The following is a 24,029-nucleotide window of genomic DNA, read 5'->3' on the forward strand; positions in this document are numbered from 1 at the left end:
ACAAGCCTAACCTCACATTGGATCTAGGTCGGGTTTGAGAGCTGGGCCAGGGCGGCAGCCGCCTCAACCAGCTCCAGCTCGCTGAACACCAGTACCCCATGGCGCTTGAGCAACGCGGCCGTCACGCCTTCGCCCGTGACTTTCACCCCACTGAAGGTGCCGTCATACGTCAGCAGGTTGCCGCATGACGGGCTGTTGGCCTTGAGTACGGCGATGCGGATGCAATGAAGCTGCACCAAAGCCAGGGCCTGGCGCGCGCCGTCAAGGAAGGCTTCGCTGAAGTCCTCGCCATTGGCGGTCAACACTTGGGCGCGGCCTTCCCACACATCCATGCCCTGCCCGCCCGGAATCTCGGCAGATGGCCGTGGGGTAGGCAGGCCACCGGCCACTTCCGGACACACCGCGACCACTCGGCCCTCGGCTTGCCAGGTCGCAAGTTGGTCAAACGGCCCGCTGGCCCCACCGTCGTAACGTACGCGATGCCCCAGCAGGCAGCGGCTGACCAGAATCTTTTGCATGCTCAAAACGGCTCGTTGCCCCGCCGGCGAAACCAGCCGGTCAGGGACAAGCGTTCGCGGTGGGCAGGCAGGACTTCATGGGGCACTTCCCCCGACAGGAACACCACCAGGCAACCGCCGGCGGGGTCCACATCGTGCTCAACGCCGTCCTTGAGGTACATGCGTAACTGGCCGCCGTGCTCGGGCAGCCAGTCCTGGTTCAGGTAGACCACCGCCGAGACCATGCGCCGGTCATCGTCGCGAAAACGGTCGAGGTGCTTGAGGTAAAACGCCCCCGGCGGGTACATGGCGAAGTGGCATTCGAACTCTTCCAGGCCGAGGAACAGCCCACGGTTCATCGCCAGCCGCAGGCTGTCCATCAACGCCAGATAGCGGTCGCAGATAGCTGCCTGGCCGGGCTCCAGCCACTGGATATGGTCGCCACGGATCCCCTCGCGAATCTCCTGGGCCGGGCCGCGTCCGACAGCGGCCGGTGCCAATTCACCTTCAGCGGCACGTTTATGGCACTCAGCCGCCAGTTCCAGGGTCAGAGCCTCTGGCAGGAAGATGTTCTGCTGCGACCAGCCCTTCACGGCCAGGTCGTCGACAATGCGTAGCAGCAGCGGGTCATCAGGGGATATTTGCATGGCGCGCATAGTATCCATACGCCTGGCAAACCGACAGCGCCGCCTAGCGCCTAAACACACTTTAGTCAGGTGACTGATAGGACTTCTCGACAAATCCTACGCCCGACACGGACAATAGTGGCCGACTGACAGGAGTCCCTATGCGTCGTTTGTTTTTATCCTTGCTGATGTTCTGCGTATTGCCCGCCTGGGCAGACAGCCATGACCAGTTGTATGCGGTCGCCGGCTGGCCGGAACAACGCGCGCATTTTAATGACGCCTTGAGTGCTGCCCAGCAGCGCTACCGCAACAGCTTGCCGCCGGCGGTGTACCAGGCGCTGGTGGACAACAGCAATAAACGCTTCGCCCCCAAGGCCATGGATCAGCGCGCCGAAGCCCAGTTGCGCCAGAACCTGGCGGACCCCAAACCGGCGCTGGCGTTTTTCCAATCGCCGCTGGGGCGCAAGATTGTCGCCGCCGAGTTGCTGGCGACCCGCCGTGACCAGTTGGCCAAGAACGCCCAGGGTTTGCCGCAGATCCAGGCCGACGCCACCCGCAGCCTGATCATCGGCCACCTGGCCCAGGCCCTGCCCGCCCGCGAAGCCGGGGCCGAGGTCAGCCTGGCGATTGCCGGCGTGGCCGCAGATAGCCTGAGCCAGATGATCCCCGGCCTGTTGGGCGGCGGTCAGGCGCAAAGCATGCTCAACGGCCAGCGCGAGCGCTTGATGCAGCAGATCGGCAATGACCTGAACAACACTTTGCTGTACGTCTATCGGGATCTGTCGGACCCGGAGCTGGAAGAGTTCGCCACCTTTGCCGAATCGCCAGAAGGCAAGGCTTACTACCAGGCGGCACTGGCGGCGATCCGCGCCGGGCTGGCGGTGGGGCAAAGCACTTCAAGCCTGGCCCCGTAACAATCTGCGAGCGGGTTTGCCTGCTCCCAGATTTGATTGCGTCAGGTCAGATGGTCGCTGAGGAACTTGAAGTATTCCTCGCGAATTTGCGGCAGTTCATTGGCCAGATGATGCCGGCCCTTGGGCAACATCAGGATCTGCGGCTGATCAAACTTGCCGCGCAGCACCTGCAGGTTGTGCTGCCAATCCACCGTCATATCCTCCTCGCCCTGCACGATCAGGGGCCGCCGCGTGCTGCGCGGCGCGGCCTCGATGCGTTTGATCCAGCGCGCCAGCGCGCCCACCCAGGCGGTCGGCAACTGCCGGGGCTGTAGCGGATCGGCTTCGAGGAACGGACGGAACGCCGGGTCATTGCTGTTATCGCTGAAACGTCGGGCGATGCCTTTGACGAACGGCTTGAGCAGGTAATAGCTCAGTTGCGACCAACCCCAGGCACGCGGCCGCACCAGTGGCGACAACAGGAAGGTCTGGCCTTGCGCCGGGCTGCTGGCGCCCTGGTTGAGCAGATGGTCCACTACAATCGCCCCGCCAGTGCTTTGCCCGAACAGATGCCAGGGCTTGGGCAGCTGCAGCGCGTCGGCCTGTGCGAACAAGCCCTGCACCACATGCTGGTACACCGCGAAGTCGTCGATACTGGCGCGCTCACCGCTGGACAGGCCATGGCCCGGCAAATCGCAGGCAATCACCACGAAGCTCTGGTCCAGACCCCATTCCACCACGCTGCGGTACAACCCCATGTGGTCGTAGAAACCGTGGAACATAAACAGTGTTGCCACAGGTTGCGCCGGCCACCAGACCTGGCTGACTACCTCGAACCCATCCACTTCGAAGCGCCCCAGGCGGCTGGCCACCAGGGTTTTGCGCGCGGCCAGGTCCAGCCCGTAGAAGCGCTGGTAGACCCTGGCCTCAGCCGAAAGCGGCTGCGCGTCCACCAGGGGCCGCAAGCTTTCGCGCAGATGATCGGGGTCAAAGGTAACGGGCATAAGTACTTCCAGACTAGGGCTTCACAGCAGTGAACAGATGAATATCGAGTCGCGATATTCATCTGTCAGGGCAAGCATGGCAAGCTACGCCACCGTCGAGGATTGTTCTGAATGCGAAAACCCTACCGCTCTGCCCTGCTCGCCAGCCTGATCCTGCTGATCTGCGCCGCCGTGCTGTGGGCCGCGTATGACTGGTTCCAGGGCCGCTACCTGCGGGCATTCAGCGAACATACGGCGGTGTTCTCCGGCGACCTGCTGCGCCTGCCCGACGACCTCGCCGGGCCCGGCCCGATCCGCCTGGTGCACTTCTGGGACCCGGCCTGCCCGTGCAATGTCGGCAACCAGCAGCACCTGAGCGAACTGATCGAGCAATACGCGCCCCAGGGCGTGGAGTTCTATGCCCTGCAAAAAACCGGCAGCCACGGCCAACTGCCCGAGAACCTCGGCGCGATGAAAATCATCACCGCCCTGCCCGGCGCCGACCAGGTGCCCGCCAGCCCAGCGGTGGGCATCTGGGACCGCAACGGCAAACTGGCGTATTTCGGCCCGTACAGCGAGGGCCTGACCTGTAATTCGAGCAACAGCTTTATCGAACCGATCCTGCAGGCGCTCAACGGCGGCCGGGCGGTGAATGCGACCCACACCCTGGCGGTGGGCTGCTATTGTTCCTGGCCAAAAGGCTCCTAGCCCAACTTCTAATAATAAGGATCGTTCATGAAGCGCGTCTTGTCGGGTCTCGCGGCCCTGCTGGTGTTGATCGCCCTCGGGGCTGGCTGGTACGTCTACAGCAAGCAACCGACCCGCCAGGGCACGGTGGAGCTGGCCAACCTGCAAGGCTCGGTGACGGTGCGCTACGACGACCGTGGGGTGCCGCATATCCGCGCCGAGAACGAGGCCGACCTGTATCGTGCCCTGGGGTATGTGCATGCCCAGGACCGCCTGTTCCAGATGGAAATCATGCGCCGCCTGGCGCGCGGTGAGCTGGCCGAGGTGCTCGGCGCCAAGTTGCTCGACACCGACAAGCTATTCCGCAGCCTGCGCATCCGCGAGCGCGCCACCACCTACGCGGCGCAGATGGACCGCCAGTCACCGCACTGGAAGGCCCTGCAAGCCTATCTGGACGGGATCAACCAATATCAGGACCGCCACGCCAGCCCCATGGAGTTTGACGTGCTGGGCATCCCCAAGCGGCCGTTCACCGCCGAAGACACCATCAGCATCGCCGGTTACCTGGCCTACAGCTTTGCTGCGGCTTTTCGCACAGAGCCCTTGCTGACCTACGTGCGCGACCAACTGGGCAGCGACTACCTGAAGGTGTTTGACCTCGACTGGAAACCCAAGGGCGACCTGAGCCTGGCCGCCGCCGACTGGCAGGGCTTGAGTGCCATCGCCCGCCTCAGCGAACAGGCCCTGGCCGACAATGGCCTGCCGCAGTTCGAAGGCAGCAACGCCTGGGCCATCAGCGGCAACCGCACCAAGAGCGGCAAGCCGTTGCTGGCGGGCGACCCGCATATCCGCTTCTCGGTGCCGTCGGTGTGGTACGAGGCGCACCTGTCGGCGCCCGGCTTTGAACTCTACGGCTATCACAACGCCCTGGTGCCGGTGGCGTTCCTGGGCCACAACAAAGCGTTCGGCTGGAGCCTGACGATGTTCCAGAACGATGACCTCGACCTGATCGCCGAGCAGGTCAACCCGGACAACCCCAACCAGGTGCGCTACCACGACCAGTGGGTCGACATGACGACCAGCGAGCAACAGATCGCGGTCAAGGGCCAGGCCCCGGTGACGCTGACCCTGCGCCAGTCGCCCCACGGCCCGATCATCAACGACGTGCTCGGCGCCAATGCCGGCACCACGCCGATTGCCATGTGGTGGGCGTTCCTCGATACCGAAAACCCGATCCTCGATGGTTTCTACCAGCTCAACCGCGCCGACACCCTGGCCAAGGCCCGCATGGCAGTGGCCAAGGTGCATGCGCCGGGGCTGAATATCGTGTGGGCCAATGCCAAGGGCGATATTGGCTGGTGGGCTGCAGCGCAGTTGCCGATCCGCCCGGCCGGGGCCAACGCCGGATTCATCCTCGATGGCAGCACGGCCCAGGCCGACAAGCTGGGCTTCTACCCTTTCAGCGCCAACCCCCAGGAAGAAAACCCGGCCCGTGGCTACGTGGTCTCGGCCAATGCCCAGCCGGTGTCGCCTACTGGCGTGCAGATCCCCGGCTACTACAACCTGGCGGACCGTGGCCAACAGTTGAACGCGCAATTGAGCGACAGCCAGGTCAAATGGGACCTGGACAACAGCCAGGCCCTGCAACTGGGCACCACCACCGCCTACGGGCCACGCCTGCTGGCGCCGCTGTTGCCGGTGCTGCGCGAGATGGTCAAGGATCCCGCCGAACTCAAGTTGCTGGAACAGTTGGCCGCGTGGAAAGGTGATTACCCGGTGGAGTCGATCCCGGCCACGCTGTTCAACCAACTGTTATACGACCTGACCGACGCGGCCTTTCGTCCCAAGCTGGGTGACGAGATGTTCAAGACCCTGATCACCACCCGTGTGGTCGACGCCGCCTTGCCGCGCCTGGCCGCCGCTGCCGATTCGCCGTGGTGGAACGGGCAGCGCGCCGCGACCGTCAAGCGCGCCTGGGACAACAGCCTGGCCCATCTGAAAAGCACCTTCGGCGACGACCCTGCACAATGGCAGTGGGGCAAGGCCCATACCCTGACCCACGGCCATCCGCTGGGCATCAAGCAGCCGCTGGACCAGATCGTCAATGTCGGGCCGTTTGCCGCACCGGGCAGCCACGAAGTGCCGAACAACCTGTCGGCAATCATTGGCCCGGCGCCGTGGCCGGTGACTTACGGCCCGTCCACCCGGCGCCTGGTGGACTTCGCCGACGCCGCTCACGCCCTGACCATCAACCCGGTGGGCCAAAGCGGCGTGCCATTCGACAAGCACTATGCCGATCAGGCCGAGACCTATATCGAAGGCGGGTACGAACAGGCGCATTTTGATGAAGAAGAGGTCCAGGCCAATACCCGTGGCACCCTCAAACTGTTGCCCTCCCGCCCCCCACAACAGCCCTGAAGAAACACACTAAACATGTGGGAGCTCAAACCAGCGCCGCAAAGTTGAGTCGGAACTGCTGCGGCGTCACCCCCAGCCGGCGATTGAACACACTGCGCAGGTGCTGGGCGTCGCGAAAGCCGCATTGGTAGGCCACGGTCTTCAGCGGCGCCGTGCTGCTTTCCAGTAGCACCCGCGCCGCATCCACCCGCGCCCGCTCGACAAACTCCGCCGGAGTGATCCGCGCCTCGCGGGCAAATACCCGCGAGAAATTGCGCGCACTCATATTGGCCGCGCGGGCCAGATCAGCAATGCCCAGGTCGCCGGTCAGGTTCGCCAGCACATACAACTGCACCTGTGCCACGGCCGAGGTGGCTTCGGCGTGGGGCGTGAGAAACGGGCTGAACTGCGATTGGCCGCCGCTGCGCTGGGTAAACACCACCAGGCGCTTGGCCACGCTCAGGGCCACTTCCGGGCCGTGGTCCTGGGCCAGCAGGTACAACGACAGGTCGATACCCGCCGTGACCCCGGCCGACGTGTAGAGGTTGCCGTCCTGCACGTAGAGGCGGTCGGCGTCGACCTGAGTCGAGGGGCATAGGCGCGCCAGATCAGCCGCGTCGCTCCAGTGGGTGGTAACGGTTTTGCCATCCAGCAATCCGGCCCGGGCCAGCATGAAGGCGCCGTTACAGATCGAACCGAAGCGCCGGGCCCTGGCGCTGGCGTCCTGCAGCCATTGATTGAACGCCAGGCCGAAATCCTCGAAGGGCAACTGCGGGCCGCCAGCGACCAACAGCAGGTCATAGGCTTGCAGGGCTTCGCTGTAATGGGTGTGGGCCTGCAAGGACAGACCGTTGGAACAGGCGATCTGACCCTGGACCTGGCCGATGACTTCGAGCTGGTAATGATCCTCCGGCGCCAGGAAGCGATTGGCCTCGCAGAACACATCCATGGGACCGGTCACATCCAGTGACTGGACGCCGGGAAAGATCAGGATCGCGACGGTCTTGTGCATGGGTAAACCTTCCTCTGGACTGTCGCAAAACCCTGTGGGAGCTGGCTTGTCTGCGATGGCATCCCCTGGGTATACCTGATGTACCGAGGCGATGCTATCGCAGGCAAGCCAGCTCCCACACTGGATCGTGTACAACCATGGCGCGATATGAAGGCACATTGGCCGGGATCGCGCCCCTGCGGTGGTGGTTGCCTGGCAACTGGGCGATCAGACTGCACTCATCAGCGCCAACCCCGCGTTTTCTTGAGGATCATGACCATGAGCACCACCATCGCCGGCATCCAAATCCCCGACAGCGCCCTGGCCAAGGCCACCACCGAATACATCCGCGACATTGAATCCGACCTGCTCTACCACCACTCCCGCCGGGTGTTCCTGTTTGGTGCCTTGAGCGGCGAGCGCAAGCAGATGGCCTATAACCCGGAACTGCTGTACGTCGGCGCGATGTTCCATGACCTGGGCCTGATGGACGGGCACCGCAGCGATGACGAGCGTTTTGAAGTGGACGGCGCCAACGCGGCCGCCGCCTTTCTCAAGCCCTATGGCTTGAGCGATGACGATATCGAGCAAGTATGGCTGTCCATCGCCCTGCATACCACGCCAGGCGTGCCCAAGCACCTGCGCCCTACCGTCGCCCTGGTGACCGCTGGCGTGGAGATGGACGTGCTGGGCATGGACTACGCCGCGTTTACCCACGTGCAGCGCGAGGCGGTGGTGCATGCGCATCCACGGGGTGAAGGGTTCAAGGAGTGCATCATCTGCGCGTTTGCCGACGGTTTGCGCCATCGCCCGCAGACCACGTTTGGCAACGTGAAGACCGATGTGCTGGTGGATCAGGAACCGGGGTTCAAGCCGATGAACTTTGTCGAAGTGATTCGCCAGTCGCCGTGGACGGCTTAATCAACTTGAAATGCAATCAAATGTGGGAGCTGGCTTGCCTGCGATAGCGGTGGTTCAGTCACATCTTCAGTGACTGACACTCTGCTATCGCAGGCAAGCCAGCTCCCACATTTTGAGCCTATTCCGGCGTTTAGACCGGTGCTGGCGCCCGGCGTACATCCGGCTGTTTCCAGCCATCCGCTGCCGCTTCTTCGATGGCTTGCTGGATGGCCTTCTTGCGCCGCTCTTCAGCACGGCGGCTGAAGAACCACACCAGGAACGTCACCAGCGACACCGCCAGCAAAATCAGGCTGGCCACGGCGTTGATCTCGGGTTTGACCCCAAGGCGCACCGCCGAGAACACTTCCATCGGCAAGGTGGTCGAACCCGGGCCCGAGACGAAGCTGGCCAGTACCAGGTCATCCAGGGACAACGCGAAGGACATCATGCCGCCCGCCGCCAGCGACGGCGCGATCATCGGGATGGTGATCAGGAAGAACACCTTCCACGGCCGCGCACCGAGGTCCATGGCCGCCTCTTCGATCGACAGGTCCAGCTCACGCAAGCGCGCCGACACCACCACCGCCACATACGCCGCACAGAACGTGGTGTGGGCGATCCAGATGGTGACGATGCCACGCTCCTGGGGCCAGCCGATCATCTGCGCCATGGCCACGAACAGCAGCAACAGCGACAGACCGGTGATCACTTCCGGCATCACCAGCGGCGCGGTCACCAGGCCGCCAAACAGCGTGCGGCCCTTGAACTGGCTGATACGGGTCAGCACGAACGCTGCCAACGTACCCAGCGCCACCGCGGCCACCGCCGTGTAGCAGGCGATTTCCAGGGAGCGCGCCACCGAGCCCATCAACTGGGAGTTGTCCAACAGACCCACGTACCACTTGATCGACCAACCCCCCCACACCGTCACCAGCTTCGATTCGTTGAACGAATAGATCACCAGGATCAGCATCGGCAGGTAGATGAACAGCAGCCCTACGACCAGCATGAAGCTGGAGAAACTGAAGCGCTTCATACCTTGCCCTCCATCTCTTTGGCTTGGCTGCGGTTAAACAGAATGATCGGCACGATCAGGATCGCCAGCATCACCACCGCCAGCGCAGAAGCCACCGGCCAGTCACGGTTGTTGAAGAACTCTTGCCACAACACTTTACCGATCATCAGGGTTTCCGGGCCGCCCAGCAGTTCCGGGATCACGAACTCGCCCACCACCGGGATGAATACCAGCATGCAGCCGGCGATGATGCCGTTCTTGGACAGCGGCACGGTGATTTTCCAGAAGCTGTTGAAGGTGCTCGAACCCAGGTCCGACGCGGCCTCCAGCAGGCTCTGGTCGTGCTTCACCAGGTTGGCGTACAGCGGCAGGATCATAAACGGCAGGTACGAATAGACCACGCCGATATACACCGCGATATTGGTGTTGAGGATCTGCAACGGCTCGTTGATCAGGCCGATGGACATCAGGAAGCCATTGAGCAAGCCGTTGTTGCTGAGGATGCCCATCCACGCATACACGCGGATCAGGATCGCGGTCCAGGTCGGCATCATGATCAGCAGCACCAGCACGGTCTGCATCTCTTTGCGCGCACTGGCGATGGCGTAGGCCATCGGGTAGCCGATCAGCAGGCACAAGGCCGTGCTGAAAAACGCCATCTTCAACGAGCCCAGGTAGGCGGCGATGTACAGCTCGTCGCCGGCCAGCAGGCTGTAGTTGGCCAGGTTGAGCACCACCTCCAGCTTCTGCTCGATGTAGGTGTAGATCTCGGTGTAGGGCGGGATCGCCACGTCCGCTTCGGCAAAGCTGATCTTCAGGACGATGAAGAACGGCAGCATGAAGAACAGGAACAGCCACAGGAACGGAATCCCGATGACCACCTGCTTGCCGCTGGGAATTATTCGGTGCAATCGCCGTTTGAATTTCTTCATGTTCATGAGCGAAGTACCACGCCGCTGTCGTCTTCCCACCACACGTAGACCTGGTCACCCCAGGTCGGCCGCGCGCCACGGCGTTCGGCGTTGGCGACGAAGGACTGCACCAGCTTGCCGCTCGGCAGCTCGACGTAGAACACCGAATGGCCGCCCAGGTAGGCGATGTCATGCACCTTGCCGCTGGACCAGTTGTGCTCGCAGGTCGGCATCTCGGTGGTGACCAGCAGCTTTTCCGGGCGGATAGCGTAGGTCACCGACTTGTCTTCCACCGACGTGGCAATGCCATAACCCACGTAGATATCGCGGTCCAGGTCGGCGCACTTGAGCACTGCGTGGCCTTCGGCGTCATCCACCACCACGGTGTCGAAGATGTTGACGTTGCCGATGAACTCGCACACCAGGCGGCTGGTGGGGGTTTCGTAGATGTCGATCGGGCTGCCGATCTGCGCGATCCAGCCCAGGTGCATGATCGCGATGCGCTCGGCCATGGTCATGGCCTCTTCCTGGTCGTGGGTCACCATCACGCAGGTCACGCCGACGCGCTCGATGATTTCGACGAGTTCAAGCTGCATCTGCGAACGCAGCTTCTTGTCCAGGGCGCCCATCGGCTCATCGAGCAGCAGCAGTTTCGGGCGTTTGGCCAGGGAACGGGCCAGGGCCACCCGCTGACGCTGGCCGCCAGACAACTGGTGCGGCTTGCGCTTGGCGTACTGGCTCATCTGGACCAGCTTGAGCATCTCGGCCACGCGGGCCTCGACTTCGGCCTTAGGGATCTTGTCCTGTTGCAGGCCGAAGGCGATGTTCTGCGCCACGGTCATGTGGGGGAACAAGGCGTAGGACTGGAACATCATGTTGATCGGCCGCTCGTAGGGCGGCATATCGGTGATATCAACACCGTCGAGGAAAATCCGCCCTTCGGTCGGGCGCTCGAAACCTGCGAGCATGCGCAGCAAGGTGGACTTGCCCGAACCCGATCCGCCGAGCAAGGCGAAGATCTCGCCTTTCTTGATTTCCAGGGACACATCGTCCACGGCAATCGTCTCGTCGAACTTCTTCGTGACCCGGTCGATTTTGACCAACACCTTTTTCGGTGTCTGGTCGCCCTCGAGGGCTTTCTTATAGGCGCCGGAGGCAACTGCCATTTACGAAACTCCCAGAAAAAAAGAGTGCAGAACGTCCAATACAGACGAACCTTAGATAGTGTGAGCCTTACTTGCCCGTCTTGACCTTGGTCCAGCTACGGGTCATCAAGCGTTGCACTTTCGGGGGTAGCTCGAAGTTGACAAATGTCCGGTCGAGAACCGCCTGCGGTGGGTAAACCGCTTCGTCGGTGCGTATTGATTGCTCCATCAACGTATCCGACCCTGGGTTAGGGTTGGCGTAGCCGACGTAATCACTGACCTGAGCGATCACTTCAGGTTGCAGTAAATAGTTGATGAAGGCGTGGGCCTCCTTGACGTTGGTCGAGTCCTTGGGGATCGCCAGCACGTCAAACCACAGGTTGCCGCCTTCTTTCGGAATCGCGTAGGCGATGTTTACGCCCTTGCCAGCCTCGCTGGCGCGGGCCTTGGCCTGGAACACATCGCCGGAGAACCCGGCGGCCACGCAGATATTGCCGTTGGCCAGGTCCGAAATGTATTTGGATGAGTGGAAGTAGGTCACGTAGGGACGCACTTTCAGGAGTTTTTCCTCAGCCTTCTTGTAGTCGGCCGGGTTGGTGCTGTTGGGGTCCAGGCCCATGTAGTTGAGCACCGCTGGCAGCATTTCATCCGCCGAGTCCATAAAGGACACGCCGCAACTGGCCAGCTTCTTCATGTTTTCCGGCTCGAACAGCACGGCCCAGGAGTCGATTTTGTCGACACCCAGCACTTCTTTGACTTTGTCGACGTTGTAGCCAATGCCGTTGGTGCCCCACAGGTAAGGCACGGCGTATTGGTTACCCGGGTCGTTCTTCTCCAGGCGCTTGAGCAGCGCCGGGTCGAGGTTGGCGTAGTTGCTCAACTGCGCCTTATCGATTTTCTGGAACGCGCCCGCCTTGATCTGCTTGCCCAGGAAGTGGTTGGACGGCACCACCACGTCATACCCGGTGCGCCCGGCCAGCAATTTGCCTTCCAGGGTTTCGTTGGAATCGAACACGTCATAGACGGGCTTGATGCCGGTGGCCTTTTCAAAGTTGGACAGGGTGTCGGGGCCGATATAGTCCGACCAGTTATAAACATGCACAGTCGAAGCCGCCTGCACGCTGACTGCCAACGTGAGACCCGCCCCTACCAGCAAGGCTTTGCGAAATAAAGAAATTGGCAAGTGGAGGTCCTCTTAAATAGTTGGGCCCAAAGTTGTTGCCCGACAACAAAACCGGCGCGCAACTTACCCTCGATAAACCGATCCGGCAAAGCTTTCTGTCATTTAATGGGTGGGAGCGGGCTTGTGGGGGAGCGAGCTTGCTCGCGAAGGCGGCGTGTCAGCCTGCATATGCCTCTACTGACACGCCGCTTTCGCGAGCAAGCCCGCTCCCATCCAACCCCCCTCCCACACCTATCAAGGCTTATTTACCCGACTTGATCTTGGTCCAGCTGCGCGTCAGCAAGCGCTGGGTAGCGGCCGGCAGATCGCTGATTGCATACAGCTTGGCTTTCACTGCATCCGTCGGATAGATGCTCGGGTCACCCGAGATATCCTTGCTCACCAGCGGCGTGGCAGCCTTGTTACCGTTCGGGAAACGTACGCTGTTGGTGATTTCAGCCATGACTTCAGGCTTGAGCAGGTAGTTCATGAACTGATAGGCGGCGTCCAGGTTCTCGGCATCTTTGGGGATGGCGACCATGTCGTAGAAGCTGCCTGCGCCTTCCTTGGGAATGGCGTAGGAAACTTTAACCTTGCCACCGGCTTCAGCCGCGCGGGATTTGGACTGTTCCAGGTCACCCGAGTAACCCACGGCCACGCAGATGTTGCCGTTGGCCAGGTCCGAGATGTACTTGGAGGAGTGGAAGTAACCCACCGAAGGACGGATCTTGAGGAACAGCGCTTCGGCTTCAGCCAGTTGCTTCTTGTCCTGGCTGTCGGTCGGGTAGCCCAGGTAGTGCAGGGCCACCGGGATCATTTCGGTTGGCGAGTCGAGGAAGCTCACGCCACAGCTTTTGAGTTTTTCGATGTTCTCGGGCTTGAACAGCACATCCCACGAATCGATCTTGTCGACGCCCAGCGCAGCCTTGACCTTGTCCGGGTTGTAGCCGATGCCGATGGTGCCCCACATGTACGGGAATGCGTGCAGGTTGCCTTTGTCGCTGGCATCACCCACGGCCTTGAGCAGGTCGGTGTCGAGGTTCTTCCAGTTTGGCAGCTTGGACTTGTCCAGCTCCTGATACACACCGGCCTTGATCTGCTTGGCCAGGAAGTTGTTCGACGGTACGACGATGTCGTAGCCGGACTTGCCCGCCAGCAGCTTGGCTTCCAGGGTTTCGTTGCTGTCGAAAACGTCGTACACCACCTTGATGCCGGACTCTTTCTCAAAGTTGGCTACGGTGTCCGGTGCAATGTAGTCGGACCAGTTGTAGACGTGCAGCACTTTGTCGGCAGCCTGGGCCGTGCCGGCCATTGCGCCCATCAGGGACAAGGCCAGGAGGGTCTTGCCGGCGTTCTTCAAACCTAATGCCTTCATTCGGTCATGCTCCAATTTTTCTTTTTTGGGCCACATTTTTCTACGTTTCATGGCCCGTCGAAGGGCGACAAAACAGGGCGACAGTCTGGCAAGTTCAGGGGCCGGCTTTCAACCAAAGCCCCGCATTTATCATTACCCGAATGCAACAGCCGCAGCCGCTGCATCCTGAGCCTAGCACTTAGCCCTGCAATGCCGCCAAAGTCAGGTCCAGGCAATGGCGAGCCTTGGTCACCAGCTCGTCAATCTCGGCCTTGCTGATCACCAGCGGCGGCGAAATGATCATGGTGTCGCCCACGGCGCGCATGATCAGGCCATTTTCGAAGCAGAAGGTGCGGCAGATCATACCCACGCCCTTTCCTTCATAACGCTTGCGCGTGGCCTTGTCCTGGACCAGCTCGATCGCACCCAACATGCCGACACCGCGCACTTCGCCCACCAGCGGATGATCCGCCAGCTCGCGTAGACGCTTCTGCAAATACGGTGCCGTTTCGTCATGGACGCGGCTGACAATTTTTTCATCGCGCATGATGCGGATGTTTTCCAGGGCCACCGCAGCAGCCACCGGGTGCCCGGAATAGGTGAAGCCGTGGTTGAAATCGCCGCCTTCGTTGAGCACCGCCACCACTTCGTCGCGCACAATCAGGCCGCCCATGGGGATATAGCCCGAGGTCAGGCCCTTGGCGATGGTCATCATGTCCGGCTTGAGATCGTAGAAATCGCTACCGAACCACTCACCGGTGCGGCCAAAGCCACAGATCACTTCGTCGGCGACAAACAGGATGTCGTACTTGGCGAGGATTTCCTTGATGCGCGGCCAGTAGCTTGCTGGCGGCACGATCACACCGCCGGCGCCCTGGATCGGCTCGGCAATAAAGGCACCGACGTTGTCCACGCCCAGTTCCAGAATTTTCTCTTCCAGTTGGTTAGCGGCCCACACCCCGAACTCTTCAGGGCTCATGTCGCCGCCTTCGCCGAACCAGTACGGCTGGGCGATATGCACGATGCCCGGGATCGGCAAGTCGCCCTGCTCGTGCATATAAGTCATGCCGCCCAGGCTGGCGCCGGCCACGGTGGAACCGTGGTAGCCATTCTTGCGGCTGATGATGGTTTTTTTGTTCGGCTGGCCCTTGATCGCCCAGTAGTGGCGGACCATACGCAACATGGTGTCGTTGCCTTCGGAGCCGGAGCCGGTGAAGAACACGTGGTTCATGCCGGCCGGGGCGATATCGGCGATGGCCTTGGCCAGTTCCAGCACCGGCGGGTGGGCAGTCTGGAAGAACAGGTTGTAGTAAGGCAGTTGTTTCATCTGCTTGGCGGCGGCGTCAGCCAGCTCATCGCGGCCATAACCGATGGCCACACACCACAGGCCGGCCATGCCGTCGAGGATCTTGTTGCCTTCGCTGTCCCACAGGTAAACGCCCTTGGCGTTGGTGATGATGCGCGGGCCTTTCTCTTTCAACTGCTTGAAGTCGCTGAACGGCGCCAGGTGATGATCGTTGCTCAGGGCTTGCCATTCACGGGTTTGCGGGTTGTTGCTGGACATACCAATCTCCAAAAAGTAGGTGAAGGTGCGGCCCATCCTGGCCGCACCCGGCGCATCAGACGGCGAAGAGCAGGAATTCCCGCTCCCACGAACTGATCACGCGCTTGAAGTTTTCATGCTCGGCCCGCTTGACCGCGACGTAGCCAGTGATGAATTTGTGACCCAGGTATTTCTCGATGGTCTTGCTGTTTTCCATGCGTTCCAGTGCATCTTCGATGGTCAACGGCAGGCGCAGGTTGCGTCGCTCGTAGCCACGACCGACCACCGGGGCGCTCGGGCTGATGCCTTCGACCATGCCGATATAACCGCACAGCAGGCTGGCGGCGATGGCCAGGTACGGGTTGGCATCGGCGCCCGGCAGGCGGTTTTCCACGCGGCGGTTCTGCGGGCCGGCATCCGGCACGCGCAGGCCCACGGTGCGGTTCTCTTCACCCCACTCCACGTTCACCGGCGCCGAGGTGTCGGGCAGGAAGCGGCGGAACGAGTTGACGTTGGGCGCAAACAGCGGCAACAGCTCGGGGATGAACTTCTGCAGGCCACCGATGTGGTGCAGGAACAGCTCGCTCTTGGAGCCGTCCTCATTGGAGAACACGTTCTTGCCGGTGGCGATATCAATAATGCTCTGGTGCAGGTGCATGGCGCTGCCGGGCTCGCCGGTCATCGGCTTGGCCATAAAGGTGGCGGCCACGTTGTGCTTGAGCGCGGCTTCACGCATGGTGCGCTTGAACACTAGGATCTGGTCGGCCAGGGACAGGGCATCGCCGTGACGGAAATTGATTTCCATCTGCGCCGTGCCGTCCTCGTGGATCAGGGTGTCCAGGTCCAGCTCCTGCAGCTCGCACCAGTCGTAGACGTCTTCGAACAGTGGGTCGAATTCGTTGGCCGCTTCTATAGAGAAGGACTGGCGACCGGTTTCCGGGCGGCCGGAGCGGCCAATCGGCGGTTGCAACGGGAAGTCCGGGTCTTCGCAGCGCTTGGTCAGGTAGAACTCCATCTCCGGCGCCACGATGGGCTGCCAGCCTTTGTCGGCGTAGAGCTTGAGGACTTTCTTGAGCACGTTGCGCGGCGACAGCTCGATCGGGTTGCCTTGCTTGTCGTAGGTGTCGTGGATCACCTGGGCGGTGGGCTCGATGGCCCAGGGCACCAGGAACACCGCGTTCTGGTCGGGACGGCAGATCATGTCGATGTCGGCCGGGTCGAGCAATTCGTAATAGATGTCGTCTTCGACATAGTCGCCGGTCACGGTCTGCAACAGAACGCTCTCGGGCAGGCGCATGCCTTTTTCGGCAATGAACTTGTTGGTCGGCGAGATCTTGCCCCGGGTGATCCCCGTGAGGTCGCCAATCATGCATTCGACTTCTGTGATCTTGTGGTCTTTCAACCAATCGGTGAGCTGGTCGAGGTTGTTACTCATAAATGCCTCTGGGCTGGGTTTCCTGACATCCATTAAAGGTCAGGCGTTGTTTGACGCGTGTGCGTCTCTTTGTTTCGCCCGCGTTCGGCAGGCATCGCCAAATGCCTGGAAGATCGCGAGGTAGTACGGGTTGGAGCTTACCTGCCATTCGGGGTGCCATTGCACTCCTAATGCAAAAGCGTCTGCAAATGCCTTGCCCTGTTTGAGCGAAAAAGCCTCGATCAGGCCATCCGGCGCGGTCGCTTCGACCTGCAGGCCCGGCGCCAGGCGCTCAACGCCCTGGCTGTGGATCGAATTGACCTGGATCGTGGCCGGCAAGCCCAGGCCCGCCAATACCCCGCCCGGCGTGATCGCCACGGCGTGCGCCGGGCCGTACTGGATGTCCAGCGGCTGGGTATCGTCTTCGCGGTGATCAAGCATACCCGGCAACTCATGAACCTTCTGGTGCAGGCTGCCGCCCAGGGCCACGTTCATTTCCTGGAAGCCCCGGCAGATCCCCAGCACCGGTACGCCTGCGGCAATCGCAGCGCGAATCAGCGGCAGGGTGCTCTGGTCCCGTGCAGGATCATGAGCAGTCCCGGGCGCGCTGGCCGGACCGTCGTAATGAAAGGGTTCGATATTGGAAGGGGAGCCGGTAAAGAGAATGCCATCCAGACCGTCAAGAATATTGGCCGGTTCGAACAGCTCCGCCAGGGACGGAATAATCAATGGCAGGCCCTTGGCAGCGACTGCCACGGCGCGGACGTATTTGTCGCCACTGATGTGATAAGCATGCAGACCAACCTGTTTGGAGCAGGCGGTGACGCCGATTAACGGCAGGCCAGACATGAAGCACCCCGGTATTATTGCTGTTATGGGTTTGAATCGAGCTTAGCCTTGTTCATTTTTTTACACAACACCCCCGTAAAAAATACAACACGGCCCGCTCAAGCCTGCTAGTCCCAAGCCGGTCAAACTGGCAAAACTGCCCAAAAAAGCCGCAAAAAACCCCTCAAGGCGCTTTTTTAGGGCAAAAAAGGCCTCGCTTGACTTCGGCAAGCCGTTCGGGTTGACTGAAACCAGAAAAGATCAATGATTGATATTTTTAACAACAAAGGTGTTGCATCATGTCGGTACCCCCGCGTGCCGTTCAGCTTAACGAAGCGAACGCGTTCCTTAAGGATCATCCTGAGGTTCTGTACGTAGACCTTCTAATTGCGGATATGAATGGTGTGGTGCGCGGTAAGCGCATCGAACGCACCAGCCTCCACAAGGTTTACGAGAAAGGCATCAACTTGCCGGCCTCTTTATTTGCCCTGGATATCAATGGCTCAACGGTGGAAAGCACCGGCCTGGGCCTGGACATCGGTGATGCTGACCGAATCTGTTATCCAATCCCCGACACCCTGTGCAATGAACCCTGGCAAAAGCGCCCTACCGCGCAACTGCTGATGACCATGCACGAACTTGAAGGTGAACCTTTCTTCGCCGATCCGCGCGAAGTGCTCCGCCAAGTTGTAACCAAGTTTGACGACATGGGCCTGACCATCTGCGCCGCCTTCGAGCTTGAGTTCTACCTGATCGACCAGGAGAACGTGAACGGCCGGCCACAACCTCCCCGCTCGCCGATTTCCGGCAAACGCCCGCACTCGACACAGGTCTACCTGATCGACGACCTCGACGAATACGTCGACTGCCTCCAGGACATTCTGGAAGGTGCCAAAGAGCAAGGCATCCCGGCTGACGCCATCGTCAAGGAAAGTGCCCCGGCGCAGTTCGAAGTGAACCTGCACCACGTCGCCGACCCGATCAAGGCGTGCGACTACGCGGTACTGCTCAAGCGTTTGATCAAGAACATTGCCTACGACCATGAGATGGACACCACCTTCATGGCCAAGCCTTACCCAGGCCAGGCCGGCAATGGTTTGCACGTGCATATTTCGATCCTGGACAAAGACGGCAAGAACATCTTTGCCAGCGAGGATCCCGAGCAGAACGCCGCATTGCGTCACGCGATCGGCGGTGTGCTGGAGACCCTGCCTGCACAAATGGCCTTCCTGTGCCCCAACGTCAACTCCTACCGTCGTTTCGGCGCACAGTTCTACGTGCCGAACTCGCCGTGCTGGGGCCTGGACAACCGCACCGTGGCGATTCGCGTACCGACCGGCTCGTCCGACGCCGTCCGTATCGAACACCGCGTGGCCGGCGCCGATGCCAACCCTTACCTGCTGATGGCTTCGGTCCTGGCGGGCGTGCACCACGGTCTGACCAACAAGATCGAACCTGGCGCACCGGTGGAAGGCAACAGCTACGAGCAGAACGAGCAAAGCCTGCCGAACAACCTGCGCGATGCCCTGCGCGAGTTGGACGACAGCGAGGTGATGGCCAAGTACATCGACCCGAAATACATCGATATCTTCGTCGCCTGTAAGGAAAGTGAGCTGGAGGAGTTTGAACACTCCATCTCCGACCTTGAGTACAACTGGTACCTGCATACCGTGTAAGCGGATGCTGCAACAAATGAACGCTGCAGGCTTATGGCCTGCGGCGTTTTTTATGGCCTGCTATCTCGTTCCTACGCTCTGCGTGGGAATGCAGCCCGTGGTGCTCTGCGTCACAACAGCGGACGCAGAGCGTCCTAAGAGGCGTGCCCACGCAGAGCGTGGGAACGATCAAGGTCGCGTACAATGCCCGCTGCCCTGTAGGAGACATCCATGACCCGCCCCGCCGCCCCTCGCAAACCCCGCGCCCGCAGCCAGGCCCGGATCGACGCGATCCTCGATGCTGCCCGCACCCTGCTGGCCGCCGAAGGCGTGGCCAGTCTGTCGATTTACAGCGTGGCCGAACGGGCGCAGATTCCGCCGTCATCGGTGTATCACTTTTTCGCCAGCGTCCCGGCCTTGCTCGAAGCCCTGACCGCTGACATTCACGCCGCCTTCCGCGCCGCGCTGCAAGCCCCCATCGACCACGACAGCCTGCACCACTGGCGCGACCTGTCGCGCCTGGTGGAGTTGCGCATGCTGGCGATCTACAGCAAGGACGCCGCCGCCCGCCAACTGATCCTCGCCCAGCACGGCCTCACCGAAGTGACCCAGGCCGACCGCCAGCATGACCTGGAGTTGGGGGACTTGATGCAGCAAGTGTTCAACCGCCACTTTGAAGTGCCGGTGCTGCCGGCGGATGTGGACGTGTTTGCCCTGGCGCTGGAGCTGAGCGACCGCGTGTATGCACGCTCGGTGCATCAGCATGGGCAGATCACCCCGCGCATGGCGGAGGAAGGGATGCGGGTGTTTGATGCGTATGTGGGGCTTTATTTGCCGGTGTTTTTGCCCAAGCGCCCTCAATGATCGTTCCCACGCTCTGCGTGGGAACGCCTCATAGGACGCTCTGCGTCCGCTCTTGTGACGCAGAGCGTCACGGGGTGCATTCCCATGCAGAGCGTGGGAACGATCATCACAGTTTAGCGATCGACACCTCGGTGGATTTCACAAAGGCAATCACTTCACTGCCAATCACCAGCTCCAGCTCTTTCACCGAGCGGGTGGTGATCACCGACGTGACGATACCGGACGCGGTCTGCACGTCGATTTCCGACAGTACGTCGCCTTCGACGATTTCCTTGATGGTGCCTTTGAACTGGTTACGCACGTTGATCGCTTTGATAGTCATGGTGTTATTCCTCAAGGGACAAGTGAGTTAGTGCGCCCAACGCAACTGCGTAGGCAACGGTGAAACAGGTTCCGGCTCAGGCGGCGTGCCGGGCAGTGACAGCACACGGTTAAGCACTTCGGTTTCCAGGGCCGCCAGGCGATGGGAGCCACGGACCCGCGGGCGCGGTAGTTCGACGTGCAGGTCGAGGCCGATTTCGCCGTCTTCGATCAGGATCACCCGATCGGCAATGGCCACGGCTTCGCTGACGTCATGGGTCACCAGCAACACGGTAAACCCGTGTTTGCGCCACAGGTTCTCGATCAGTTGCTGCATCTCGATCCGGGTCAGGGCATCCAGCGCGCCCAAGGGTTCATCCAGCAGTAACAGGCGCGGTTGGTGAATCAAGGCGCGGGCCAGGGCCACCCGTTGTTTCTGGCCACCGGACAACACCGCTGGCCATTCATCGGCACGCTCGGCCAGGCCGACCGCTTCCAAGGCCTCCATGGCCTGGGGTCGCCAGTTGCCCTTAAGGCCCAGGCCGACGTTATCAATGATCTTTTTCCACGGCAGCAGGCGCGCTTCCTGGAACATCAGCCGCGTGTCTTCCAGGGCTTCGCTCAACGCTGCAGAGCCGGCCAGCAACTCGCCGCTGCTGGCTTCATCCAGGCCGGCCAGCAGGCGCAGCAAGGTACTTTTGCCGCAGCCGCTGCGCCCGACCACGGCGACAAATTGACCCGCCGGAATATGCAGGTCGATGCCCTTGAGCACCTCCCGCGCGCCAAATGCCTTGCGCAATGTGCGCACCGCCAACGGGATGCCCCGCAGCAGACGTGGAGGTTGTTGGGCGGTCATGCCGCACCTCCTTTATGCACTTGATAGGCCGGATGCCAGCGCAGCCAAACCCGCTCCAGGCCACGCGCGGCAAGGTCCGCCAACTTGCCGAGTACCGCGTACAGCACAATCGCCAGCACCACCACGTCGGTTTGCAGGAACTCCCGGGCATTCATCGCCAGGTAGCCAATACCGGAACTGGCAGAGATGGTTTCCGCAACGATCAGCGTCAGCCACATAAAGCCCAGGGCAAAACGCACCCCCACCAGGATCGAGGGCAAGGCCCCGGGCAGGATCACCTGGCGAAACAGGCTGAAGCCCGACAAACCATAACTGCGTGCCATCTCCACCAGCGCCGGGTCGACGTTGCGGATACCGTGATAGGTGTTGAGGTAGATCGGGAACAGCGTGCCGAGGGCGACCAGGAAAATCTTCGCCGTTTCATCAATGCCAAACCACAGAATCACCAGCGGGATCAGCGCCAGGTGCGGCACGTTGCGAATCATCTGCACCGAGCTGTCCAGCAGGCGCTCACCCCATTTCGACAGGCCGGTGATAAACCCCAGGGCCAGGCCGATGCCGCCGCCGATCACAAAACCGAGGCCGGCGCGCCAGCCGCTGATGGCCAGGTGCGTCCAGATTTCACCGCTGCTGACCAGGTGCACCCCGGCTGCAATCACCGCGCTGGGGGCCGGCAGAATCCGTGTCGACAACCAGCCCGCCGACACCGACAACTGCCACACCGCCAGCAACAGGATCGGCAGCGCCCACGGTGCCAGTCGATGCAAAATCCGTTGACTGTTCATGACGGCGCCTCAGCTCTGCGACGCGGCTTTGGGAAGAATGTCGTTGGCCACCATTTCGCCAAACGGGCTGACGTAGCCGGCGCTTTTCGGCAGCTCGGGACGTTCGATATCCAGGTGCGGGAACAGCAGCTCCGCGACCCGGTACGACTCTTCCAGGTGGGGATAGCCGGAGAAGATAAAGGTGTCGATGCCCAGGTCCGCGTACTCCTTGACCCGCGCCGCCACGGTCGGGCCGTCGCCCACCAGCGCCGTGCCGGCCCCGCCACGTACCAGGCCGACACCGGCCCACAGGTTGGGGCTGACTTCGAGGTTGTCGCGGCTGCCACCATGCAGGGCGGCCATGCGTTGCTGGCCCACCGAATCAAAGCGCGCCAGGGATGCCTGGGCCCGCGCAATGGTGTCGTCGTCCAGGTGGGAGATCAGTTTGTCGGCGGCTTTCCATGCCTCCTCGTTGGTTTCACGCACGATCACATGCAGGCGAATACCGAAGCGCACAGTGCGCCCGAGCTTGGCCGCCTTGGCCCGCACCTGTTCGATTTTTTCCGCCACCGCAGCCGGCGGTTCGCCCCAGGTCAGGACCATTTCCACTTGTTCGGCTGCCAGGTCCTGGGCCGCTTCGGAAGATCCGCCGAAGTACAGCGGCGGCCGAGGTTGCTGGATCGGCGGGTACAGCAGCTTGGCGCCTTTGACGCTGATGTGCTGGCCGTCGTAGTCCACGGTTTCGCCTTCCAGCACGCGACGCCAGATGCGGGTGAATTCCACCGAGGCCTGGTAACGCTCCTCATGGCTGAGGAACAGACCGTCGCCGGCCAACTCCTCCGGATCACCGCCGGTCACCAGGTTGAACAGCGCCCGGCCACCGGACAGCCGGTCCAGGGTCGCCGCCTGCCGCGCCGCCACTGTCGGGGAAATGATCCCGGGGCGCAGAGCGACAAGAAACTTCAAACGCTGGGTCACCGGGATCAACGAGGCGGCCACCAGCCACGAGTCTTCGCAGGAGCGTCCGGTAGGGATCAACACCCCGCCAAAGCCCAGGCGATCAGCGGCCTGGGCCACCTGTTGCAGATAGCCGTGATCCACGGCACGAGCGCCTTCAGCGGTGCCCAGATAATGGCCGTCGCCATGGGTAGGCAGGAACCAGAAAATAGTGAGGCTCATGGAGTTGTCTCCTGAAGAAATCGGATTACGGCGCTTTGGCAACGCTCGCAGGTGGCGTCCAGATCACGTCCTTGATGCTCAAGGGCTTGGGAATCAATTTGAGTTGGTAGAAGCTGTCGGCGATTTTCTGCTGGGCGGCGACCACTGCCGGGGTCAGGAACAGCGCGCCGTAGCCTTGGCGCTTCACCGAAGTCAGGGTGATGTCCGCCGGCAGGCCGAGTAGCGGTGCGACTTGCTCAGTGACTTCCTGGGGGTTGGCCTTGGACCATTCGCCCACGGCGCGCACTTCCTCAATCAGCGCCTTGATCACCTCGGGGTGTTTTTCGGTGTAAGGCTTGGTGGCCAGGTAGAACTGGTGGTTATCGGCAATGCCGGTGGCGTCACGCAGGGTGCGGGCTTGCAGTTGCTTCTCGGCAGCCGCCTGGTACGGGTCCCAGATGACCCAGGCGTCGACACTGCCACGCTCGAAGGCGGCACGGGCGTCGGCGGGCGGCAGGAACACGGTCTGTACGTCGGTGTATTTCAGGCCTGCGTCTTCCAGGGCGCGCACCAGCAGGTAATGCACGTTGGAGCCCTTATTGAGCACGACTTTCTTGCCCTTGAGCTCGGCCACCGATGTGATCGGCGAGTCCTTGGGTACCAGGATGGCTTCGCTGGTCGGCGCTGGCGGTTCGTAGGCCACATAGAGCAGATCGGCACCGGCGGCCTGGGCGAACACCGGCGGAGTCTCGCCAGTGACGCCAAAGTCGATGGAGCCCACATTCAGCCCTTCCAGCAACTGCGGGCCGCCGGGAAATTCGGTCCACTGCACGTTCACGCCCTGGTCCGCCAGGCGTTTTTCCAGGGTGCCCTTGGCTTTGAGCAGCACCAGGGTGCCGTACTTCTGATAACCGATCCGCAGGGTTTCTGCGGCTTGGGCTTGAACAATGGCGCCGAAGGACACAGCCGCAGCAAACAGTGCGACCAGGCCCCGACGCAAGATGACAGTGCGCATGGCGCTCTCCAAATTGACGATGAGGGTTGTGGCTGCACCTGCTTGGCCGTTGGCGGCTGAGTAAGGTGAGG

The 24,029-nt window shown here is 61.5% G+C and carries 23 protein-coding genes; 6 read left to right on the plus strand and 17 right to left on the minus strand.

The window, feature by feature from the left end:
- Positions 1 to 23 precede the first annotated feature (23 nt).
- Together JFT44_RS03500 and JFT44_RS03505 are read right to left on the minus strand one after the other, a co-directional pair.
- Positions 24 to 518 (minus strand): DUF523 domain-containing protein, encoded by a 495-nt coding sequence (locus JFT44_RS03500; RefSeq protein WP_198830356.1) that lies wholly within the window; start codon positions 516 to 518, stop codon positions 24 to 26.
- A gap of 2 nt (positions 519 to 520) precedes the next feature.
- The gene (locus JFT44_RS03505) at positions 521 to 1,153 is read right to left on the minus strand and encodes a 2OG-Fe(II) oxygenase (RefSeq protein ID WP_057440421.1); all 633 of its coding nucleotides are present in this window, start codon (positions 1,151 to 1,153) and stop codon (positions 521 to 523) included.
- 131 nt (positions 1,154 to 1,284) lie between these two features.
- Between JFT44_RS03505 and JFT44_RS03510 the strand changes: the two genes are divergently transcribed.
- Positions 1,285 to 2,037, plus strand: a complete 753-nt coding sequence (locus JFT44_RS03510) for a DUF2059 domain-containing protein (protein ID WP_057440422.1) — start codon at positions 1,285 to 1,287, stop codon at positions 2,035 to 2,037.
- Between the two features lie 41 nt (positions 2,038 to 2,078).
- Here JFT44_RS03510 and JFT44_RS03515 read toward each other — a convergent pair whose 3' ends face one another.
- A complete protein-coding gene (locus JFT44_RS03515) occupies positions 2,079 to 3,020 on the minus strand; it encodes an alpha/beta hydrolase (RefSeq protein ID WP_057960918.1) in 942 nt (313 codons plus the stop codon).
- Positions 3,021 to 3,131: 111 nt separating this feature from the next.
- On the opposite strand from JFT44_RS03515, the gene JFT44_RS03520 reads away from it, so the two are divergent.
- Positions 3,132 to 3,707: a DUF6436 domain-containing protein gene (locus JFT44_RS03520; protein ID WP_057960919.1), complete on the plus strand. Its 576-nt coding sequence runs from the start codon at positions 3,132 to 3,134 to the stop codon at positions 3,705 to 3,707.
- 27 nt (positions 3,708 to 3,734) lie between these two features.
- Positions 3,735 to 6,104 carry a penicillin acylase family protein gene (locus JFT44_RS03525; RefSeq protein WP_198830357.1) on the plus strand — a complete coding sequence of 790 codons (2,370 nt, stop codon included), beginning with the start codon at positions 3,735 to 3,737 and terminating at the stop codon, positions 6,102 to 6,104.
- Between the two features lie 25 nt (positions 6,105 to 6,129).
- Here JFT44_RS03525 and JFT44_RS03530 read toward each other — a convergent pair whose 3' ends face one another.
- The gene (locus JFT44_RS03530; protein ID WP_057960921.1) at positions 6,130 to 7,095 is read right to left on the minus strand and encodes a GlxA family transcriptional regulator; all 966 of its coding nucleotides are present in this window, start codon (positions 7,093 to 7,095) and stop codon (positions 6,130 to 6,132) included.
- A 258-nt stretch (positions 7,096 to 7,353) separates the two neighbouring features.
- On the opposite strand from JFT44_RS03530, the gene JFT44_RS03535 reads away from it, so the two are divergent.
- Entirely contained in the window at positions 7,354 to 7,995 is a 642-nt protein-coding gene (locus JFT44_RS03535) for an HD domain-containing protein (protein ID WP_057960922.1), read from the plus strand.
- Between the two features lie 130 nt (positions 7,996 to 8,125).
- Here JFT44_RS03535 and JFT44_RS03540 read toward each other — a convergent pair whose 3' ends face one another.
- The 8 genes from JFT44_RS03540 to JFT44_RS03575 form a co-directional block, all read right to left on the minus strand.
- Positions 8,126 to 9,010 (minus strand): ABC transporter permease subunit, encoded by an 885-nt coding sequence (locus tag JFT44_RS03540; RefSeq protein ID WP_057960923.1) that lies wholly within the window; start codon positions 9,008 to 9,010, stop codon positions 8,126 to 8,128.
- The gene (locus JFT44_RS03545; RefSeq protein WP_057960924.1) at positions 9,007 to 9,927 is read right to left on the minus strand and encodes an ABC transporter permease subunit; all 921 of its coding nucleotides are present in this window, start codon (positions 9,925 to 9,927) and stop codon (positions 9,007 to 9,009) included. The genes JFT44_RS03540 and JFT44_RS03545 overlap by 4 nt, the downstream gene beginning before the upstream one ends.
- On the minus strand, positions 9,924 to 11,066 hold the full coding sequence (locus JFT44_RS03550; RefSeq protein WP_029289449.1) for an ABC transporter ATP-binding protein: 1,143 nt from the start codon (positions 11,064 to 11,066) through the stop codon (positions 9,924 to 9,926). The genes JFT44_RS03545 and JFT44_RS03550 overlap by 4 nt, the downstream gene beginning before the upstream one ends.
- Positions 11,067 to 11,133: 67 nt before the next feature.
- On the minus strand, positions 11,134 to 12,228 hold the full coding sequence (locus JFT44_RS03555; RefSeq protein ID WP_198830358.1) for a polyamine ABC transporter substrate-binding protein: 1,095 nt from the start codon (positions 12,226 to 12,228) through the stop codon (positions 11,134 to 11,136).
- Between the two features lie 241 nt (positions 12,229 to 12,469).
- Positions 12,470 to 13,582, minus strand: coding sequence for a polyamine ABC transporter substrate-binding protein (locus tag JFT44_RS03560; RefSeq protein ID WP_057960973.1), 1,113 nt, complete (start codon positions 13,580 to 13,582; stop codon positions 12,470 to 12,472).
- 178 nt (positions 13,583 to 13,760) lie between these two features.
- On the minus strand, positions 13,761 to 15,125 hold the full coding sequence (locus JFT44_RS03565; protein WP_057960974.1) for an aspartate aminotransferase family protein: 1,365 nt from the start codon (positions 15,123 to 15,125) through the stop codon (positions 13,761 to 13,763).
- Between the two features lie 55 nt (positions 15,126 to 15,180).
- Entirely contained in the window at positions 15,181 to 16,539 is a 1,359-nt protein-coding gene (locus tag JFT44_RS03570; protein WP_029289457.1) for a glutamine synthetase family protein, read from the minus strand.
- Positions 16,540 to 16,578: 39 nt separating this feature from the next.
- A complete protein-coding gene (locus JFT44_RS03575; protein WP_115129234.1) occupies positions 16,579 to 17,367 on the minus strand; it encodes a gamma-glutamyl-gamma-aminobutyrate hydrolase family protein in 789 nt (262 codons plus the stop codon).
- Between the two features lie 278 nt (positions 17,368 to 17,645).
- Between JFT44_RS03575 and JFT44_RS03580 the strand changes: the two genes are divergently transcribed.
- Both JFT44_RS03580 and JFT44_RS03585 read left to right on the plus strand, forming a co-directional pair.
- Positions 17,646 to 19,022 carry a glutamine synthetase family protein gene (locus tag JFT44_RS03580; protein WP_057440427.1) on the plus strand — a complete coding sequence of 459 codons (1,377 nt, stop codon included), beginning with the start codon at positions 17,646 to 17,648 and terminating at the stop codon, positions 19,020 to 19,022.
- 210 nt (positions 19,023 to 19,232) lie between these two features.
- Positions 19,233 to 19,865: a TetR/AcrR family transcriptional regulator gene (locus JFT44_RS03585; protein WP_057440428.1), complete on the plus strand. Its 633-nt coding sequence runs from the start codon at positions 19,233 to 19,235 to the stop codon at positions 19,863 to 19,865.
- A 106-nt stretch (positions 19,866 to 19,971) separates the two neighbouring features.
- Here the strand turns inward: JFT44_RS03585 and JFT44_RS03590 are convergent, their stop codons facing one another.
- From JFT44_RS03590 to JFT44_RS03610, 5 genes are read right to left on the minus strand one after another with little or no spacing between them, the layout of a single operon-like run.
- Entirely contained in the window at positions 19,972 to 20,187 is a 216-nt protein-coding gene (locus JFT44_RS03590; RefSeq protein WP_003213899.1) for a molybdopterin-binding protein, read from the minus strand.
- Positions 20,188 to 20,214: 27 nt separating this feature from the next.
- Positions 20,215 to 21,021 carry an aliphatic sulfonates ABC transporter ATP-binding protein gene (gene ssuB / locus JFT44_RS03595; RefSeq protein ID WP_057960926.1) on the minus strand — a complete coding sequence of 269 codons (807 nt, stop codon included), beginning with the start codon at positions 21,019 to 21,021 and terminating at the stop codon, positions 20,215 to 20,217.
- Positions 21,018 to 21,806: an aliphatic sulfonate ABC transporter permease SsuC gene (ssuC, locus tag JFT44_RS03600; RefSeq protein ID WP_029289469.1), complete on the minus strand. Its 789-nt coding sequence runs from the start codon at positions 21,804 to 21,806 to the stop codon at positions 21,018 to 21,020. Before ssuC ends, ssuB begins: the two co-directional genes overlap by 4 nt.
- 9 nt (positions 21,807 to 21,815) lie before the next feature.
- The gene (ssuD, locus tag JFT44_RS03605) at positions 21,816 to 22,964 is read right to left on the minus strand and encodes an FMNH2-dependent alkanesulfonate monooxygenase (protein ID WP_057960927.1); all 1,149 of its coding nucleotides are present in this window, start codon (positions 22,962 to 22,964) and stop codon (positions 21,816 to 21,818) included.
- Positions 22,965 to 22,989: 25 nt separating this feature from the next.
- Positions 22,990 to 23,958, minus strand: a complete 969-nt coding sequence (locus JFT44_RS03610; protein ID WP_057440431.1) for a sulfonate ABC transporter substrate-binding protein — start codon at positions 23,956 to 23,958, stop codon at positions 22,990 to 22,992.
- Positions 23,959 to 24,029 lie beyond the last annotated feature (71 nt).

Origin of the sequence: Pseudomonas sp. MF5691, from assembly GCF_016405645.1 — a bacterium.
In the GTDB taxonomy this organism is placed as follows: domain Bacteria; phylum Pseudomonadota; class Gammaproteobacteria; order Pseudomonadales; family Pseudomonadaceae; genus Aquipseudomonas; species Aquipseudomonas shahriarae.

Bases quoted from the DNA above. Each gene is read 5' to 3' on its own strand.
- JFT44_RS03500 (WP_198830356.1), bottom strand. From the start codon at position 518: ATGCAAAAGATTCTGGTCAGCCGCTGCCTGCTGGGGCATCGCGTACGT.
- JFT44_RS03505 (WP_057440421.1), bottom strand. From the start codon at position 1,153: ATGCGCGCCATGCAAATATCCCCTGATGACCCGCTGCTGCTACGCATT.
- JFT44_RS03510 (WP_057440422.1), top strand. From the start codon at position 1,285: ATGCGTCGTTTGTTTTTATCCTTGCTGATGTTCTGCGTATTGCCCGCC.
- JFT44_RS03515 (WP_057960918.1), bottom strand. From the start codon at position 3,020: ATGCCCGTTACCTTTGACCCCGATCATCTGCGCGAAAGCTTGCGGCCC.
- JFT44_RS03520 (WP_057960919.1), top strand. From the start codon at position 3,132: ATGCGAAAACCCTACCGCTCTGCCCTGCTCGCCAGCCTGATCCTGCTG.
- JFT44_RS03525 (WP_198830357.1), top strand. From the start codon at position 3,735: ATGAAGCGCGTCTTGTCGGGTCTCGCGGCCCTGCTGGTGTTGATCGCC.
- JFT44_RS03530 (WP_057960921.1), bottom strand. From the start codon at position 7,095: ATGCACAAGACCGTCGCGATCCTGATCTTTCCCGGCGTCCAGTCACTG.
- JFT44_RS03535 (WP_057960922.1), top strand. From the start codon at position 7,354: ATGAGCACCACCATCGCCGGCATCCAAATCCCCGACAGCGCCCTGGCC.
- JFT44_RS03540 (WP_057960923.1), bottom strand. From the start codon at position 9,010: ATGAAGCGCTTCAGTTTCTCCAGCTTCATGCTGGTCGTAGGGCTGCTG.
- JFT44_RS03545 (WP_057960924.1), bottom strand. From the start codon at position 9,927: ATGAACATGAAGAAATTCAAACGGCGATTGCACCGAATAATTCCCAGC.
- JFT44_RS03550 (WP_029289449.1), bottom strand. From the start codon at position 11,066: ATGGCAGTTGCCTCCGGCGCCTATAAGAAAGCCCTCGAGGGCGACCAG.
- JFT44_RS03560 (WP_057960973.1), bottom strand. From the start codon at position 13,582: ATGAAGGCATTAGGTTTGAAGAACGCCGGCAAGACCCTCCTGGCCTTG.
- JFT44_RS03565 (WP_057960974.1), bottom strand. From the start codon at position 15,125: ATGTCCAGCAACAACCCGCAAACCCGTGAATGGCAAGCCCTGAGCAAC.
- JFT44_RS03570 (WP_029289457.1), bottom strand. From the start codon at position 16,539: ATGAGTAACAACCTCGACCAGCTCACCGATTGGTTGAAAGACCACAAG.
- JFT44_RS03575 (WP_115129234.1), bottom strand. From the start codon at position 17,367: ATGTCTGGCCTGCCGTTAATCGGCGTCACCGCCTGCTCCAAACAGGTT.
- JFT44_RS03580 (WP_057440427.1), top strand. From the start codon at position 17,646: ATGTCGGTACCCCCGCGTGCCGTTCAGCTTAACGAAGCGAACGCGTTC.
- JFT44_RS03585 (WP_057440428.1), top strand. From the start codon at position 19,233: ATGACCCGCCCCGCCGCCCCTCGCAAACCCCGCGCCCGCAGCCAGGCC.
- JFT44_RS03590 (WP_003213899.1), bottom strand. From the start codon at position 20,187: ATGACTATCAAAGCGATCAACGTGCGTAACCAGTTCAAAGGCACCATC.
- ssuB (WP_057960926.1), bottom strand. From the start codon at position 21,021: ATGACCGCCCAACAACCTCCACGTCTGCTGCGGGGCATCCCGTTGGCG.
- ssuC (WP_029289469.1), bottom strand. From the start codon at position 21,806: ATGAACAGTCAACGGATTTTGCATCGACTGGCACCGTGGGCGCTGCCG.
- ssuD (WP_057960927.1), bottom strand. From the start codon at position 22,964: ATGAGCCTCACTATTTTCTGGTTCCTGCCTACCCATGGCGACGGCCAT.
- JFT44_RS03610 (WP_057440431.1), bottom strand. From the start codon at position 23,958: ATGCGCACTGTCATCTTGCGTCGGGGCCTGGTCGCACTGTTTGCTGCG.